Origin of the sequence: Hymenobacter rigui (genome assembly GCF_003944715.1) — a bacterium.
GTDB lineage: Bacteria > Bacteroidota > Bacteroidia > Cytophagales > Hymenobacteraceae > Hymenobacter > Hymenobacter rigui.
In genome coordinates this window covers 141,367-159,890 of sequence record NZ_RWIT01000008.1, presented here as the reverse complement: position 1 = coordinate 159,890, position 18,524 = coordinate 141,367, and the positions used below count along the sequence as shown (strand labels likewise).

Sequence of the window (18,524 nt, the reverse complement as noted above, 5' to 3'; positions counted from 1 at the left end):
CGGAAGTAAAACGCCCGAAAATGGCCGCAAATCAGGCCCCGAAGGCAAGCAACGATACGTCAAGCTGATAAGTCATTATCGCCTTAGAACCAGTCGCTGGAAAATCAGCGCGTCGCGCTGTGGTACCGCAAAGAAAAAGCCACCGTAAAGGTGGCTTCGGTAGATAAATGGTACACATGTGATACCGGTAGAACTGGCCTGATTCATAACCAGTGACGGTTACTTAACTGATTCTATACGGCCTTGCCATAAAGATCTTTATACTTTTTACTAAGTAAACCCGATCCCATTGGCGATGCAATATCAAGCAAATCAGTGGTGCACAGCGTATCCATCCTCGCTACTTGATCCGCTGCTGAATGAATCTTTCCTGCCTCCGCGTCAAAACGGGCGATGTTCTCGATAGCACATTTGATCACTGGTAGTAGCTGCCTGAAATCTTCAAGAGGCAGGTTGGCATGATTCACGTAATTCTCAAGCCTTCCACCCTGCCTGTAAGCGGGGTATCCTTCCAAGCCCATGAAGGCCAGCATCCACTCTTTGGAATAAAATCCTATGGTGTTGCTGATGCCGATGTAGTCCGCGACGAGTTCATCATGGAGGTTATTCGAAGCACAGCCGTACCGACGGAGAGTATACAGATGGGTACATTCATGCTCCAGTCTTAAAGTAAGCGACTGAGACATCCAGTCGGCTTCAGTAAGACCCAGGAAGTCAGCACTGATAGCGCTGTAAGGCTTTGCGCTCAGAATAATCAGTTTATCCTTGTACAATCCAGGATTCGGCAAGATGTTCTGAGAAAACTCCTGGCTCCAGCTCGCTGAGGGATGGTTTTGTTGCCATTTTGTTTTTAGCGCCTTGATTCGATCCCAGTTGTTTATCCCATTAAGCAGCAGAGCACCCATGGAATGGGGGACAGGCGTCGGATTGTTCTTGTACAGTAAGCATTGCACTATCTTGACGAAGTCCTCATCGTCAGCGACCGTCAGCACAGGGACTTTCCCCGCAATGCTTTCGTGCAAAGTAAATCTTACGTCTTCTGGTTTGGTGAGTAGCCGTGTATTCACCCCACTCCCAGGAAAGGATTTCCCCTTTAGCACCACATCGATGTAATCCTGGGTTTTGTTGATGCCTTCCTGAATGGGGAAGTTGAGTTGAGGGTAGCACGTTTTCAACAACTGAAAGGCTTCTTCTTCGCTATATGTTGCTGCGTAACCCTCCCAGGACCTGACGTAAGCATCATCAACAGTAGCCATTTTCTTACCAGGATTCTCGCAAAACCTGTTGAGAAAATACGCACTCATTTTATCCGTTATGCTGTCCATAGCATAAATTGAGACCATGGCTGACGAGTGTGCCATCATGATCTATGCAATTTGACGTTTTGCCAGTTGAGCGAACAGCATATCTTTCTCCATCAATTCATCATATGTGCCGCACTCAACGATGGTCCCTTTGTCCAGGACGTAAATACGGTCCGCGTTTTTGATGGTACTTAGTCGGTGAGCGATGATGATCCGGGTTGCCTGAAGTTTTTCCAAACTCTGGGATACCAACCCCTGCGTTCGATTGTCCAGTGCGCTGGTAGCTTCGTCCATGAACAGCAGTCGTGGCTTGTGGGCAATCGCTCTCGCAATCATAAGCCGCTGACGCTGGCCGCCGGAGAACGTACTGGCTCCTTCACTCACCACCGTATGCATTTCCATCGGCATCTGTTTTATATCATCCTCCATGCCGGCCATTTTCGCAGCTTCCCAGGCATCGTCCAGGGTTAGCTCTGAGTTGCCGATGATGTTCTGGAATATGCTACCCGACATCAACGCCCCGTTTTGCAGCACCACGCCGATCTGCCTGCGCAGCAACTCCCTGTTCATTAAATCAAACGAGTTTCCGTCGTAATAGATCAACCCTGCTTCAGGCTGCTCGAAGCCTAAAAGCAATCGCATGATTGTCGACTTCCCTGATCCAGAAGCACCGACGAATGCAACCATCTCCCCTGGCTTGATCTTGAACGTGACGTCATTCAGAACGAGGGGCTGGTCCTCGTTGTAGCGGAAGGACACAGAATTCATTTCTATCTCCCCAGCCAGTTCGCCTGGATCCGTACTTTGCTCGGCTGATTCTGTTTCTGCGGATAAAATCGGCTTAACGCGTTCATACAGCGTGACCACGTTCAGGGACGTTATCAGGGCCATGCTCAGACGCAGACTATCGTTCAGAAACTGATTGAATGATACGATGAACGCCATGAAAATCCCCACCGATAGTACACCCGCTACGCCGGTGGCATGCAACTGGGTATAGTATAGAAAAGAGAAGAAGAAAATGGTCGTAACCAGCGGGTATGAGGCCGTAAATGTCTCTACGAAGTTTTGGTAGGTGCCCGAATTGAAACCAAGCTTTTTCAGTAGAGAAAACTTATTGGCCCAAAGCGCGAAAACTCTCCGCTCCCCCCCCGTTATCCTGATCTTGGTGATTCCCGAGAGAAACTCAAAGAGGAAACCCTGAATCTCCCCCTGGTACTTGGAAACCTGGCGGTCGTACTTCAGCTTCAGCCAGCCGATCGTGAAAATGAACGCGGCGGCAATCACTCCTAAGGCTACCCCTACCAGGGCCAATTTAGAGTCGTAGTAAAAGAGTAATATCAGGTTTACCGATGAGAAAGCCCCGCTCAGCACGGCCGTCATTAAGGTGCTGGAGACGATTTGTCGGATCGTGTTGACGCTTAGTACACGGTTCGTTAAATCGCCCGCTGTGTACTTTTTATAGAACGTAACGGGTAGTCGTAGCATGTGGTCCATCATTCCGGCCTGCAGATTGATGCTGGACTTGGATTCGACCCGTAGCTGCAGTACCCCCTCAACCAAACGCAAGCCTGCCTTCACAAGCGCGATCATGACCAGGATTGTGAATACCTGAAGATGCAGGGATCTATCCGCGGTTGGCACTACTTCATCGTACATGACGCCTGACAGTATTGGCACCAACAAGCCAATGAGGCTACCCGCAAACGCCGCTAAAATCAATAGCTTAGCGTCTTTCTCGACGCTTCGAAGCGCAAACGAGAGCACCTTCTTCACCGAAGTCATCGTGTCATCGAAACCTGGGAAGAACATGTATCCGATCGGTTCTAATGACTCGGCGATCTGGTGATCAACCACCGACTCATTTCCCGTCGATACGTCTTTTATCGTATAACTGCTGGATGACTTCTGTAACAAAGCGACAGGGGTCCTGTCCGTTTTGGTGAAGGCCAGGAGTGGGCCATTCTCTTCTTTCCACCAAGTATCACGCAAAATAATTTTACGGATTCTCAGTTTCGAGCTTTTAGCAATGAGGTGCAGTTGATTCGTGACATTGTTTTGATGCGACTCAATGTATTTGGGCTCTTCTAACGTGAACCCAATCTGATCACCAATTAACTGACAGGTCAAATACAGAATATTCTGCTGCTTCAGGCTTCTATCGACCTTGAGCTCTGAGTTATTGTTGTTCCCAGCCACAACGGACTTAATCTGACCGAGTGTGTTCTCGAGGGCCAGCTGGTCAACGATGAGCTTTTCCGACAGGTACGTACTCTCCTCGAAGAGCTGCGTGTCGATGATATTGTTAATCTGGTCGTAAAAGTATGCCTCCAGCTTGCTCAACGACAGCAGGAAATAAATCTCATCCTGCAGCAGTATCTCACGGGTACTCAACAGCTGCACTACGGTCCCGTTTTTCAGCGATTTGAGCCACAGTTTATTCGATACTGGCACCAAAAAGCCGGAATACTGCTCTGACTTAACATGGGTGCTTTCGGCAAATACACTAACTTCTCCTTTCAACAGGTGAACCCAGCTTATGCCATTGGAGGGGAAAGCAACCGTATTAGCTTCCAGAGTCATTTCTTGGTAATCGTCAAGGGCTTTGTAGACCCTTGGCGCGATCCCGGTGTTGACAACGGACGAGGTTTTCTGAATCCATTTATCGATCATGTTCTTTAGAAAGAAATGATCCATCTCCAAAAGATCCGTCTTCTCAATTGACAGCAGAGTAGACGCGGGAGAAAAGGCAACGAGGCGGGTGCTCTTGGTAACTTCCGGAGTAAGCAGGCTAAATACTAACTCTCCCTTTTTTGCCGTGTATAGGTGTATGAGCCTATTGGTATAGTTTCCGCCCTCATCAATCTTTGTGTAGAAAACGTTTACCTCACCGGCAAGGACCATCCAAAACTGGTCGGAACGGTTGAGTACGAAGGGAGTCTCGCCGCTGACATAGATCTTTTCTTTTATAGATGACATAGGAGTAGCATTTATTTCGTTTCGATCAAGTGCGCGTACACTCCATGTTTATTTAGCAACTCCTGATGGGTCCCCCGCTCCACCACTTTACCATACTCCATGACGATGATCTCGTCGCAGTCGATGATTGTGCTGAGTCGGTGCGCCACAATTAGGCAGGTACATCCCCGTTTCTTAATGTTGTCCATGACAATTTTCTCGGCGGTAGGATCCAAAGCACTCGTTGCCTCATCCATGATGAGAATAGACGGGTTCGTGACTAAGGCTCGTGCGATCTCCAACCGCTGACGTTGTCCGCCACTGAAATTGGCACCCCCTTCCGTGACCGAGCTGTCGTAGGCATCTTTCCGGACGGAGATGATGTCGTGGATAGCTGCGTCACGGGCCGACTGGATCACGTGTTTATCAGGAATCATGGAATCCCAGAAGCTAATATTCTCTTTTATAGTCCCGCTCAATACAAGCACTTCCTGGTCGATTACGGCCAACGAGTTGGTGATGACATGCCTTGGGATCTCGCTTTTGGGTTTACCGTCGAAGTAGAGTTCCCCACTCCACAAGGGAAACAAACCGGAGGCTATCTTGGCTACGGTTGACTTACCGCTACCTGATCCACCCACCAGGGCAACCCGACTACCAGGCTTCAGCTTCAGATTGAAATTCTCGATTAGCGGGGACATCGTCGTGTTATACCCGAATGTCACATCCCTCATTTCGAAGTAGCCAACTAACTTACTGTGGCTACCCGCGTCGTTGCCAGACGTTTCCTCGCTTGCCTTTAACTGACTATCAAGCTCATAGTTCATCACGTCATCTATCCGCCCCATGTCGCTTTCCGTCTCGTGCAGCATCGTGCCGACGGAGATGAGTTGATTGACCGGAGAAATGAAGTTGCCCATCAAATACGTAAAGGATACCAACTCGCCGAGCGTCATATCGCCATCCATAATTCGCAAGGCACCCAAACCCAAAATGAATGTCGTGGTCAGGGAGGTGATCAGCGGGGGCAAAACATTAAGTCGTATGGTCAACCACCCCAAGGCCTGTTGGGCATTCATGACTTTGGCCAAGTAGCCGATCCAATTCGTGAAAAAGTCGTTTTCTCGACCCGACGCTTTGAGCGTCTCAATCATACTGATGCCCGAGGTAGTCGTCCCCAGCAATTTGCCTGTTTCGTTGCAAAGCACGCGAGAGCCATCTTTTCTGGCCCTGGATACATACTTAAGTGCGATTACGTTGAGGCCAGCCATGCATATCCCGATCAGCGTTAGGGATACATCATAGGAGAACATCAAAAGTGCATAGAAGATGACGATGATGATGTTCAGCACCGCGTTGGCGAGGTCCCCACTGAGCAATTTGGCTACTTTGTCGTTGAGGGACACCCGGTTGCCAATCTCGCCACTATACCGCTGCGTGAAAAACGAAATGGGTAGGTGAAAGACGTGCCAGAGAAACTTGCTGGACGTGGTTAGGGCGAGCTTCGTTTCTAATTTAAGCAGGTAATACTGCTGAAGATAGACTAAGGCGGCATTGATGATCAGCACGGCCGTCATGATCAACAGCAAGGGCATAACAAAGTCCGAGTGACCGTTCACCAGGTATTTATCGATAAACACCTGGATAAAAGACGGGATCACCAAGCCCGGAATGACCAGAAATAGACTCACCAGAAAGATATAGGTGATACTCAATTTTGAGTTCGAAATTCTGGAAGCCAGTGACGCAGCCAACCCCCGTTTCTCATTTCCTTTTTCGAAATGATCGTTTGGTTTAAACGTAAGGACGACGCCCGTGTACGCTTCGTCAAACTCTTGGTACGTAACATGATACCGCCCCTGAGCCGGATCACTGAGGTAGACCTTGTTTTTGGAAAACCCCTCCAAGACCAGAAAGTGGTTGAAGTTCCAGAAAATGACGGCTGGCGTCTCAATCTGCATCAACTTTTCAATCGACTTAGCATAACCCTTCGCATCCAGTCCGAATTGGCGGGCAGCCTTGAGAATATTAGTCGCCTTCAAGCCATCCCGGGATACACCACAGGCGATCCGGAGCTTCTCTAACGGCACGAACTTGCCGTAATAGCTTAGGATAATACTCAAGGCTGCTGCACCACACTCAACGCTTTCCATCTGTAAAATGGTAGGCGTCTTGACCGGCTTAGCTTGCTTACCTATGGGGTAGATTGCGCTGGCTGCCATCTTGAAAAATATCAATATAAGTTGAAGAACTTCTTGAATGCGGGGACCACTATCGTGATGGGGTTCTCTTGCTTTATTGTAATCTGACCCATGCAGGAGGTTCCTTCTTTTATCGATATATCAGGTCCTTTAGCGCTTGTCCATTTAAATCCACTGAAGGAGTTACTATCTTTTTCAAACTCTACGTGCACCTCGAACAGGGGCCCCATAGACAGCAAGCCTTTGGCTAACTGATCGTTTTTCACCGAGATCATCATCCCCTGCTGCGTGATGGGGAAATCCGATACGTAGGTAACTTTCCCCTTCATGAACCCATATTCCTGTGGCTGCACCGTCGAGGGCACCACAAAAGCCTCCATATTGCGCTTTATCTTTTTTCCATCTTGCGAAGGAATATAGAGGACTCCCTTCAGCGTGCCCGATTCCTCTCCACTCTGGTTTTTTAGTTTAAACAGCGGAGTGCCAGCGCCTACCATGCTACCCGCATCGGCCAGAACTTCGACAACTTCCCCGCTGTAAGCGCTTTTTATATTTGATTGCGTGTCGTAGCGCTCGTTCAGAAACTGAAAATTCCGCTCGGCTTCAGCTATACGTTGTTTTTGGATGGCAATTTTTTGCTGTATCCCAAAGCCCACGTCGTGTTGCCGACTGGACACTTCGGCCATCTGTCCCTTCAAACGCTCCATCGTATTCTTCGACGCATCAATCTGCTGCTTTGTACTGGCAAGCTGCGCTTTCACGATGAGTCCTTTTTCCAGCAGCCTGGTTTCTGATTCCAGCTGACTTTTGAGGAATATCAGCTTCTTTTTTTCAGCTTCGACTTCGCCCTGAATACTTACCCGGTTTTGGCTCATCAACTCCCCTTCCAACATCGTTCCTTTGCTACCATAGGACACGAGTTTGTTCATTTCGAGCTTCTGCTCCGCTAGAATAGCTTTGGCATCTTCGATCTTCTGGAGCAGCTCCGGTTGCTGCACGGTCGCGATGATGGCCCCCTTTTTTACCTTGTCGCTGATGGAAACATGTAGTTCCGTCAGTTGCCCCTGGGACGTGGCTACTACCTCGTGGACTTCTCCGCCCAGCACCACCCCCGTGACATTGAGTTTTGTACTTACCCGACCAAAGACCGACCAGGCCACACCCGTACCAAGCGCGACGAAGACAACGAGGAGCGCAATCCACGCCCTTGGGCTGGTAACCTGGATGAGTTGATCCAGCTTTTCGGGGGTTGACAGCTTTTCTAAAGCCGACTTTCTTAGAAAACTTGAGGCCATACTTTTAGCGTTTGGTATTGGATATTTCTGGGATCGTGTAAAAAGCCTGCTGATCGATGGTAAATCCTTTAGTATCAGCGTCGATCAACGTTCCCGTATCGTGTCTAAGATTGATTATGGCCGCAGCAAACTGCCGATAAGCCTGAAGATGGCTTAACTGTGCCGAGGTAAGACGCTCTTGGAACAGGATAAGGCTCAAAAGCGTCGTCAGACCCGATTTAAACTTAAGTTGCTCGTTGTTGAACACCTCTTGGTTATAGTTCGTGATTTCTTCCGCCTTCTCTAAGTTGGAAACACTGTTATTCAGGAAGTTCACATCGTTACTTACTTCCAGAGCGATGGTGCGTTCAATGTTGTTGAGGATCACGCCCTGATCATTCAACGTCACGTAGCTTTTCAGCAGGTTTCCTTTTGCCAGGTTGTTGCTAACTGGAAATGTGAACGTCAGCTTGGCACCAGTTCCGATCGTTTTGCCGAGACTGTTGGTAAACGAAGAGAGCATGTCGTTTGCACCGTTTCCGGTACTTACGCTGCCGTAGGAGAAAAATCCTGTTAAATCGAGTTGGGGTTTGACGTTGTTTTCCGCCAGCTGATACTGCTGCCTTAGGGCGTCGTTCCCCTGCTTAGCTGCCCGTAAATCGGCTCTTTCTTCTTTGGCTATTCTGATGAAATCCGCTTGATCTATACCCTTCTTGTATAATGACTGAGTGACAGTCGGGTAATCATTCGCAGGAATATCCAATAGCTGACTTTCCTCGCTACTCAGACCGGCCACTTTTCCTAACTGCATCTTGGCTGCGTACAACTCTCGTTCAGCAGCAATCGTCAGTCTTTCCTGACTGGCCAAGTCGGCCTTAATCTGAATCAAGTCGCCGGCTGGCTTCTTATCGCCTTCGACCAGGTCCTTCGTTACGGACAGAACGCTCCGAATTCTGGCTTCACTCTGCCGGTAGATGTCGAGACTCTTGTACGCCGTGTAGTAATTCCAGTAAGCAGTTCCAATTTGCCACAGCTCGTACGAGTTGACGTACTCATTGCTGCTCTTGGCGTTTTCCACGTACAGGACGTACGACCGTTCAAGTGCCGTGGCAACGTTTCTTCCCCGCCCCCTGGCCAAAGGTTGAATCAGCGAAAAGTTGAGCACGCTTGCATGATTGCCCAAGTAGGTATTTACCGGCTGATTGAAGTTGTTGAATGGATAGTTGTTGTTTGTAAAGCCGTAGTTCACCCCAAGCTCAGCTATCTGCCCCGTACGAACCTTCTTTCTAACTCCAGCGGAGAAATTGAAGACATTGGTCTTCAGGTGGTCATTTTCTAAGTAAGATCTCCTGGGATCAGCCTCCAACAAACTGTGCTGATCGGTACGAAAAAGCAATTCCGAAAACGAGTTCAGGTCGAATACGCTTCGTTGAATCTGCAAGTCAGACGTTACGCTCCGCACCGCATAAGAGCTTCGAATGATGTTCGGGTTTTTGCTGAAGGCCCCGTGGGCTATCTGAACCAAGTCAGCTTTGATCCTCGACTGGCTGCATACGTCGGCTGCATACAGAGTCATAGCGAAAAGCATGACGTATTTAAGGTATCTCATTATATAAATTATTTAATTTACAATGCTCTGGGTGGCCAATGATTTACGAAGCTGTTTAGGAATGCAGTGAAAGGGAAATTTTACGCGACAGCAGCACCGCAACGCCCAGCCAAGGGTAGGCGAGCTGGTTTCTTCGGACAGATTTCGTAACGCACGATTACCGTCTTGTAGAAATAGGCGTTAATGACTAGGGCCACTTTGCGGCCCTGGTAGCCAATTGCAGTTCCGCCGTTTTGAGCCGATGTACAGCTGCCAGCGAATTCAATGCCGGAAGGGTTCAGGGGCGGGGCGATGATGCCGTACGCGTTGCCAAGTCTGGTTCCAAGCTCCTTGCTTACGCCATTCGTCGAATGATTGTACACACCTTGCTAGCTGGATCGCTGGATCGGCAGCAGTTGTTGCGCGGGCAAGCAGTGCCACTAGCAAGCCGTTTGGGATTAGTACACGATGGCTCCGACCCCACCTTTAGGCTGGATCTTACGCCGACGACCGGGCGAGTGAAAAGGCAGATGGCGTTGCATCCAGCTCGAAATGATTCCTTTGGACAAGACTTCCAGGAAAGAGCGAAAAGAGGTTGAGGTACAACCAACCTCGCCCTACCGTGGGTGCCTTTATTGTTATAGCGTGCTGGAGCACTTTCTAAACAGCTTCTATGTCAATTTCAACAGTTTCAGTGCTTGTCAAAACGCGACCCTTTGCGGGGCTACTCGTCGAAACCGTCGTCCCAGTGCCAAGAGAGGCGAAAGGTTGCGTTTCCACGTTGGCGACAAGTACTTACAGCGTAAAAGCACGGCCTATTTAATATTCGCACCGGGTACTCCACGATCTCCACTATACGCTGTATTGCTGTGACGGCTCAGGCTGCTTCTGAGAACCGATGTATGATCTGGACGAACCGCGAGCCTGCTTGAGCGACTCCATCCAAAACGGTAGTTTCCAGCATGTCTTCTTCTTCTGGATTTCCAAATCCAAGCTGATCGGTCGTTCCTCTCAATCGGTTAGATAGGAACAAAGCCAGGGCGTGGTAGAAGTTTGCTTTGAATTCAGCGTTCTTCAGGAGCCGGGCGTCGATTTTATCACGGGAGATCTGGAAAATGGTAGAGGGTTCAGTGACGATTACCGATACCGAAGGGGGACGAGATTCTAGAAAAGACATTTCGCCAACCATATCGCCTGATTCCAGCTTGGCGATACATTTGTTGTGGCTGCTATTTACATACACGGCTAATTGCCCTGAGATTACGATGTATAAGCTATCTATTGCTTTTCCTTTGGTGATAAGCTGGTCACCAGCATCCAGCATTAATCTGGTACCGTTTTGGAGCATCCATTCTACGTCTCTGTCATTTAACTGACCCAGGAAAAAAAGTACGCGTTTCATAATGGCTTCTATTTAGATTTAGAAATTGTTTTTGCTTCATTACAAACGTACTATGCCCTAAAAAGGCATTTTGGTAAAAATGACTGTCATAAACGACATTTTACGAATTCGACTTATCTATAGCGGATTCGGGAACAGTTCGTCCTTCAACTGGTCAACGGCGTACAGCAGCGGATGAAACCGTATTCACTTGATTTACGCAGCCGCGTAGCGGCTGCCTGTCGTGAGCCGGGCGCTAGCAAGGCAGAGGTGGCACAGCGTTTTGGCGTGAGCCATTCGTTCGTCAAAGACCTGATGCGGCGCGAAGCGGCTCCCAAGCCCGCCACAGGCGGCCGTGCCCGCTACCTGGATGCGGCGGCGCAGGCTTGGCTGGTAGCCTACGTGCTGCAGCACGCCGATGCGACGCTGGCAGAGGTGAACCAGGCCTGGCAAGCCCAGGGCGGGCGCCCTGTGGGTCAGACCTGCATCTGGCAGGTGCTGAATGAGCAGCGGCTGCGGCGTAAAAAAAGCCCACACCCGGCCGAGCGTGAGCGGGCGGACGTGCAGGTGGCCCGGCGCCAGCACGTGGAAACCGTCTGCACGCGCCGGGACGTAGCCCGCTTTCATTTTCTGGACGAAACGGGGCTGCGCCTGAACTACGTCCGTACCCACGGCCGGGCGGTGGGCGGACAGCGCGTACGCGGCGCGCGGCCGCTCAAGCGCGGCCCATCCCGCACGCTCATCGGCACCTTGTCGGTGCGTGGATTGGGCGCAATGCAACTGCTGGAGGGGGCGTTGACCAAGCGCCGGTTTGCCTTCTATGTGGCCCGCTGCCTGGCCCCAACGCTGCGGCGTGGCGACGTGCTGGTGCTCGACAACCTGCCCGTCCACCACTTGAGTGGGCTGCGCCAGTGGCTGGCCAAGCGTGGGATAGAGGTGGTCTTTTTGCCGCCTTATTCGCCTGATTTTACCCCCATCGAGCAGGCCTGGAGCAAGCTCAAAACGAAACTGCGAGCCGCCCCTGCCCGCACGCTAGCCGAACTGGAAGCGGCCCTGCACGAGGCCATCGGCTGGATTACCAGTCAAGACGCCCGCAACTGGTTTGACCATTGCGGCTACCACACCCGATCCGCCTGAGTGCGGGGCAAACCGTTCACGAAACCGCTATAATGAGTCATATAGTGTTTTATAATCGGTCATAACAAAGCCGTTACCGTTTGAATCCGCTGCTGACTTATTCCCTTTCTGGTTCTGGGTCGGCCCTTTAACATCAGCATCTGGCTTAACCGGAATATTGATGTATAAATAGGACGGATCAGACTGATCGGTGACCTTAATTCTTTTTACAGAGGAGAATTTCTTACCGAAGGTCTGCTCTAGCGTTTCTTTCGGGTTGGCAAGCAAGGCTTGTTTAAATTGATCATTTTTCCAAGCTTCGGAAATTATCCTGAATAGGACTTCTTGCCCTTTTTTTTGTTGTTCGGTTAAATTCATAGGGTGGGTTTCATTTCGTAAAATTGAGTTTTACAATCGACTCGGAAATAGCTGGCTTCAAATGTAAAACCGATATCATTTCACCGTAGAGAACCCACGAGTTCTTTTGGAGAAACACTGTACTGACTCGCAAACAGCTTCGAAAAGTAATGCACGTCGTTGTAGCCTACTGCGTAGGCGATCTGGGGAATGGAATGTTCTACAAAGTTGTCAATCATCTGCTTTGCTTTGTGCAAACGCAGGATGCGAATGTACTTATTAGGGGTTAGGGCCACCAGACTCAAAAGTCTTCTATACAATTGCCGCTCGCTTACCGCCATTCTGCATGACAGATCATACAAATTCATGAAATTATTGCTTAGGTTGTCATAAACCTCTTTTTCGAGAAGCATCAACCACTCCTGATCGACTTTTGTCACTTTTTGAGGAGTTACGGCATCTGTACACATCTGTCTAACATTCTCGTTAGTCTCATAGATTTCAAATATGTCGGGGCGGCTTTCATGGGTTAAGCTAAGCGCTCTGGCTTTATTCTTGGCCACTATCGCTTCTATGATGTCATTTATCTCCTTGGTACTAGAAAATATTATCTCTTCTATTTTGCCTTTATTGTAATCGTCGCTGTTCCTTCCCGCAGCTGCGATGTTTTCCAAAGGAGCTTTAATGTTCCGAACAAGCTGTTCTAAAAGGTTGGGAGCATCCCAATCAATGACTTGATTTTCTGCCTGATTCATTGTTGTGACAGTTTTTGTTAGGAGTAGACTTCGTTCACCTGGTTATGACTTGTTTGGAAAGACTATTCGACTCTCACTAGGTCCTTATTTTTATGGTAAAATCTGCTTAGCCCCTGGGCACTTATTGAGATAGGAATAGTCTCCGATCCCAAGTAATTCACCGACTTGCCAATTATCCGGGACTCGATACCAAGGATGTTCAAGACTCTTAGTAGCTTACTGTCACACTCGGCGAATGCTACACTATCTTTCTCCTTACAAATAGGTGTCACGGCGTGGACCATGAGTTTTTTGAACATAGTCTTGTCTGTATTGCTTCTGCGCGTAGCAAACCGGCCGATGTGCCAGATAGAAGGCACATTGTGAGTGCAGTCCAGGGTGTCAATCGGGTTAATGTCGAAGATCTTTTGTATGGGTAACTTCGCTTTGTAGTCCCACTTGGTGAGTCTTATGGAGCCTTGAATAGTACCGGTTGAATCCCGGGCAATGTAAAACCTTGAGTTTTCGAGATGGTGCAACTCTTCACAGTAGATATTATGCACGTCACGTTGTACATCCACCTCGGGACATGTTACGGAGTGATGACTGAAGTTTTCCCCTACTACAAATGCTGCCAACTCACTAAGTAGTCCCAGCTCCAACTGCCCTAAGTAATTTTGGGTAATATTCATGTTTATTATAGGGATTAGACACAAATAAACCCCAGGCTAAAAGCCCCGCTACTACACTATATTGTAGTATATCAAAGAGGGCCGAACGACTACACTTTGTAGTTGTTTTATGTGATGATCTAGCTGAGCGAGACAAAAAGGGGGTAATTTTTGCCTATGTAAAAGCCCGATAAATACGGTAAGTAAAAAGCGGCCTGCAGCCCAGAAACCCTGCAAATGGTCGCCGAGAAACGCCCGTCCCCATTTGCCGCTCGGGCCTTGAGCCTGGATCCCAAGCCGCTCCACCAGTTGCAACGCGATGCCCAGCCCGTCCTGCCTGCAGACCCGGCCATGGCGCCCGAAGTGCGTCAGTTGCGTGCTGTCCACCGCCGGCTGGCGCAAGAGTTGGAGATTCTATAAAAAAAGACGACTTTTTTTCCGCCAGTCCCCAGTGCTATTAGTTGCTATCCTTAACGGATCACCAGCGCGGTAGCTTTTGCGTCCGGTTACCGGACAAGGTAGTGGAAGTGGCCCCCGCTCGCTATTATACCTGGCTCAAATAAACTCCCTCGCCTGCTGCCAGTGCGGCGCCCAGGGTGTGGAAATCAGCACTGGAAAAGGCCTTTGCCTACCACCACAAGCGCGCTGGCACCAGTCGCCTGCACTATTCAATTGCGGGAAGAGGGCCAGCACGTGGGCCCCAGCCGTTTGCTCAACCAGGCGGCCCAGAGGAGCTTATTCTGGGGTAGCGATATCGCCTATTGACCCCAGGCCCCTGGAACCGAGGGCATGGGCCTACCAGTACGCTTCCAGGACAGCTTTACCCAATAAGTGGTGGGCGCGCAGGTGCGCAAGACGATGCCGGAAGAACTTGAGCTCAGCTCCTTGCATTAGGCTTTGCTAGCCCGTACTCCCGCTGATGGTCTGTTGGTGCCTCCTGACCGAGACGGGCAGTATTGCGGTAGCGCCTACTGGGCCATGGTGGCTGCATATGGTTGCCTATGCTGCCAAGCCGGCGGGCTGAGTACCTGGACAATGCGCAGCCCGAGAGCTTGTGGTCGTGACGCTCAACCATAGAACTTAAAGCAGGGAACAGGCCTGTCTAGCGCGATTTGGCAGATGCACAAAAAAGCGTGTTTATCTGTATCAGAGTACTATAGCCACACCCGTTGCCACTCGATAATGGCCTACCAATCGCCCCCAAAAGCCTTTACAATCAGCAGCTTGAAAACACCTTCTTAGACTGCCCGGCCCACCCGGACCATTTTACTATATGGTATCCGGAGATTTTAAGTACAATCACCAGCACCTACACCAAGTGCTCAAGGGCCCACTACTGCCCCAGGTGTTTGTTTAAACCACTATTTGTGTCCTTACCACGATTTACTTAATAACCGCTCCTGAACTATCTAGATTTTTAAAGGATAAATACAATAGCTACTTTCACGGAATGTTACTTTAAGCAGTAAAAGGAAGCTAACTTAAACTGAACAGATGAAGGTAACTTCGAGTGGTAAGAAGGAGGTAAGCTCGTTTTTCAACGGTGCCAACACCATTCCTCACATCAAGCAGGAACACGGACAGCAGTTCAACTATTTAGACTGTGTAAAAGCTTTTGCAATAGCTACCAACAGTAGTATATACGTGATAGACTACATGAAACAGGGGTTTGAGTACGTCTCCGATAACCCGTTATTCTTGTGTGGCAACACGGCGACCCAGGTGCAGGAAATGGGCTACAACTACTATTTCAAGTACGTTCCCGATAAAGACTTGGAGTTGTTGCTGAAAATCAACACGGTCGGATTTGAGTTTTACGAGAAAATCCCGTTGAAAGACCGCAGTAATTACTCAATCTCATACGACTTCCATCTAAGAAACCAGGAAGGAAAACTGATATTGATCAATCAGAAGTTGACTCCTATATTCTTTAACGACGAGGGAAAGATTTGGAAAGCATTGTGTATCGTTTCACTCTCATCTGAGCGAACTGCAGGCAACATAAGAATTCACAAGAGTGGAGAGAACAAGGTCTATGCATACGACCTTAAGGAAAATGTATGGCGACCCGATCAGAAGATGAAACTATCGGATCGGGAAACAGAAATTTTGCAATTGTCCGTTAGAGGGCATACAATCAATGAAATTTCGGAGATGCTTTTTGTATCTCCAGATACAGTTAAATTCCACCGGAGAAAGCTTTTTGAGAAGATGGGCGTAAACAGCATGACTGAGGCCATTTCTTACGCTGTAAACAATAACCTTAATATATTTTGGCAGGTTAAGCTCTCCAAGTCTTGACTCCTTGGTTCTAAAAATAGAAAATAGCTTTCCTGTTTCAGAACCCAGTAAGCGCATGCTGCACCTGCACGCCCTGCGTGTGCCGCTGGACTCCTTCGCGGATGTACACCTGATGTTAGTCAATCATCTTTGCTTGTAGAACTACTTGCTTAAGCTATAGCCCCAACCGAGCGGAAACTCACCAGCTCAGAACGTATTGGGATTTAAGGGAGTTGGTTAAGTTGGCTGTAGGTAACCAGGTCTCAACGCTTGCCAGGCCACATTCATAGTCCACAGCCAAGCGGCCAAGATGGGCCAGGCTGGCAAGCGTGCACTTGACGACCCAGGCCTGGGCTACCGGGACAAAGGCGTGGACCGTGGGGGTGGGCGGCTACCTTGTGTGCCAAGCCCAACAGGCCGACACCGGCGGCGAAGCGCGCCGGTGGGCGTTGTCCGTCAACACCGTGGCCGGGCGACGGGCATGACCGGCCAGGGGGCAGTAAAGCCCGGCTGGTTAAACCGTAGTGGCTGTTGGCTGCGTGCACGTGGCAGGCAAAACGGCAATTCTTTACGTCGCTGCCGTTTGCGTTTGTTGCCGCGCTTGCCTCTCTCGATGACCCAGTGTTCCAAAAGGCACGGGAGCGGCTTGACGCTTAGCCTGTCCACGCACACACGCAAAGAAATGGGCGCCCGGTTAACCGCTGGTTGACCGGCCAGAATAACGGTGTCGTCAAGGTCGGCTTAGACGTGTTGCCCACGCTAACGCCGGAAGTAGTAATCCCCGGCAGGCGGCACCTCTGACAGCCCGTAAGGCCCACGTAGCGCATTAGCGACTTGAAGCAAACATTAACGGCCCAAGAGTTGCTGCGGCGCACTCGCTTGCCATTACGAGTCGGTAAGAGTTGATGGCGCTTCACCCTAAAGCGGACCGGAGTAGATGAACTCATCCAGCAACTGGATGGCTCGTTTATTTTTCAATTTAAGCAATTTACAATCAGGGCTCTAAATTAATGCACTAAATTGAAGAGCTATACAACTGTAAAAATTAAACTGTATGTGAGATTGAATGCTCAAGCAAGCTAGGAATTGATCCATCGAAGAATGTACTCCAACTGCTTTTCTTTATGTTCTGGTGTTAATAAATCCACTCGGTGGCGTATATTTTCAAGACAGCTGTATTCAAATATTTTTGGTGAATTTTTGCCTCCCAAAGTATTATCTGAGCTGTCGAGATTGAAAATAGGAATATCGCCATTGACCATTTGCTTTAGTTCAAAATCAAGTATAAAGTCATAGTCTTTTTTATTTTCTTCTCGGAAAGCTTTTGATAGTAAATTGCGTAGTGCAGAGTAATACACTTCATCACTTGACATGAAAGATGCTGATCTCATATATTTTAAAATTTTAAAATATACAAAAGTCGGGCGCCAAACATAACGCACTTCATTATTTACAAAGAAATTGAGCGGAGAATCTGTTGCTTTCAGTTCGTCTTTTGAATCTGAAAGCATGTCATATGTTGCAGAAAACCCGTTAATAAAATGTTCTTTATAGGTATCAACAAAAATATATTTTCCTCTTAATAATGGAATATTTTTGTCTATTACCTTTCTTGTAGAAAATCGAGTAGTTCTTTTGGAATTTATAGTATTAGGGTTTATCACTTTTTTCTCTAATTCGACAACTTCGATATTTCCTTTCACTCCGTATCCCACAATGTCTAAAGGTGATCCAGAGGCTGGATCCACTATCAGAAAGCTTTCTAATACCGAAAAAAGGGGCGTTTTGTATTGGGAATCCCATGTCCGGAAGGCTTTAATATTAAAAAACGGCTGGATAATGGTTTCATGATCGATTACAAATGGATTATTCCCCGACGCAATTATGTTTTCGTGATGACAGTCTTTACTGCCTAAAATTAAAGTAATTGCTAGCAGGGCTCCTGCTTTGTAGTAGTAATCTTGCAAATCCGCTTCTGAGGAAGCTTCTTCGTAATTGACAAATTCCAACCAGCCATAATTATTGCAATTAAGCCCCTTGAATGTCTTTAAGTTAATTTCAAGTTTAGAATTAACCCATTCAATAAAATGGTTATAAGAATTGCATATGTTTATATTTCTTGGTTTATATATCAATTTCGTTCCATTTGATAAATGCACTAAGGATGTACCCTCACCATTATGACCATCGCCGAGGTTTACATCAATATCTTTGATTGTAATGTCCTCTAAATTAAATGTGCTTTTTAGTCTTGCACTATCTTCTCGGAATCGGCGGGTAATATTATGAATATGTTTTGAAAAATTACTGGCCTTTAATTTAAGTATTCTGTCTAAAACAGGATACTTCACGGCCAACAACAGATCCATTTTTCCTACGAACTCCTCAAAACTAGAATTGCCATCGGCAACAAAAGTATCTAATTCTTCTTGTAATATAACTTCAGCAATAGAGCTTAATTCTTGTAGTAGATTGTATTCTAACTTATTTTTTGCTAAATCCGACAATTCAAAGTTAGGGTTGTCCATAAAACCTTCAGTATACCGCAACACGACTTCCACAAACGGAATTGATCGGTAGCTTTCTTTGATCTGGTACGGAGATTGACTAACCATTTTATGCTTAGTTGCTTTAAGGTCAACGAGAATACAAAAATTGCT

11 protein-coding genes are annotated in these 18,524 nt (G+C 48.2%); 2 read left to right on the top strand and 9 right to left on the bottom strand.

Going from position 1 to position 18,524, the window contains the following annotated elements:
- Window positions 1–233: 233 nt before the first annotated feature.
- From EI291_RS15080 to EI291_RS15055, 6 genes are all read right to left on the bottom strand, one after another.
- Window positions 234–1,364, bottom strand: a complete 1,131-nt coding sequence (locus tag EI291_RS15080) for a DUF7005 family protein (protein ID WP_125421615.1) — start codon at window positions 1,362–1,364, stop codon at window positions 234–236.
- A gap of 3 nt (window positions 1,365–1,367) precedes the next feature.
- The gene (locus tag EI291_RS15075; protein WP_125421612.1) at window positions 1,368–4,283 is read right to left on the bottom strand and encodes an NHLP bacteriocin export ABC transporter permease/ATPase subunit; all 2,916 of its coding nucleotides are present in this window, start codon (window positions 4,281–4,283) and stop codon (window positions 1,368–1,370) included.
- 11 nt (window positions 4,284–4,294) lie between these two features.
- Window positions 4,295–6,484 (bottom strand): NHLP family bacteriocin export ABC transporter peptidase/permease/ATPase subunit, encoded by a 2,190-nt coding sequence (locus EI291_RS15070; RefSeq protein ID WP_125421609.1) that lies wholly within the window; start codon window positions 6,482–6,484, stop codon window positions 4,295–4,297.
- An 11-nt stretch (window positions 6,485–6,495) separates the two neighbouring features.
- The gene (locus tag EI291_RS15065) at window positions 6,496–7,758 is read right to left on the bottom strand and encodes an NHLP bacteriocin system secretion protein (RefSeq protein WP_125421606.1); all 1,263 of its coding nucleotides are present in this window, start codon (window positions 7,756–7,758) and stop codon (window positions 6,496–6,498) included.
- A gap of 4 nt (window positions 7,759–7,762) precedes the next feature.
- On the bottom strand, window positions 7,763–9,313 hold the full coding sequence (locus EI291_RS15060) for a TolC family protein (RefSeq protein WP_170172663.1): 1,551 nt from the start codon (window positions 9,311–9,313) through the stop codon (window positions 7,763–7,765).
- A gap of 889 nt (window positions 9,314–10,202) precedes the next feature.
- Window positions 10,203–10,727: a cyclic nucleotide-binding domain-containing protein gene (locus EI291_RS15055; RefSeq protein ID WP_125421600.1), complete on the bottom strand. Its 525-nt coding sequence runs from the start codon at window positions 10,725–10,727 to the stop codon at window positions 10,203–10,205.
- Window positions 10,728–10,901: 174 nt separating this feature from the next.
- Here EI291_RS15055 and EI291_RS15050 point away from each other — a divergent pair, with 174 nt between their 5' ends.
- Window positions 10,902–11,843, top strand: a complete 942-nt coding sequence (locus EI291_RS15050; protein WP_125421597.1) for an IS630 family transposase — start codon at window positions 10,902–10,904, stop codon at window positions 11,841–11,843.
- Window positions 11,844–11,870: 27 nt separating this feature from the next.
- Here the strand turns inward: EI291_RS15050 and EI291_RS15045 are convergent, their stop codons facing one another.
- Window positions 11,871–12,200 carry a hypothetical protein gene (locus EI291_RS15045; RefSeq protein ID WP_125421593.1) on the bottom strand — a complete coding sequence of 110 codons (330 nt, stop codon included), beginning with the start codon at window positions 12,198–12,200 and terminating at the stop codon, window positions 11,871–11,873.
- A gap of 80 nt (window positions 12,201–12,280) precedes the next feature.
- On the bottom strand, window positions 12,281–12,934 hold the full coding sequence (locus tag EI291_RS15040; protein ID WP_125421591.1) for a helix-turn-helix transcriptional regulator: 654 nt from the start codon (window positions 12,932–12,934) through the stop codon (window positions 12,281–12,283).
- A 2,144-nt stretch (window positions 12,935–15,078) separates the two neighbouring features.
- Between EI291_RS15040 and EI291_RS15035 the strand changes: the two genes are divergently transcribed.
- A complete protein-coding gene (locus EI291_RS15035; protein ID WP_125421588.1) occupies window positions 15,079–15,885 on the top strand; it encodes a response regulator transcription factor in 807 nt (268 codons plus the stop codon).
- A gap of 1,058 nt (window positions 15,886–16,943) precedes the next feature.
- Here the strand turns inward: EI291_RS15035 and EI291_RS15030 are convergent.
- Window positions 16,944–18,479, bottom strand: a complete 1,536-nt coding sequence (locus EI291_RS15030) for a type 2 lanthipeptide synthetase LanM (protein ID WP_125421585.1) — start codon at window positions 18,477–18,479, stop codon at window positions 16,944–16,946.
- Window positions 18,480–18,524: the final 45 nt, after the last annotated feature.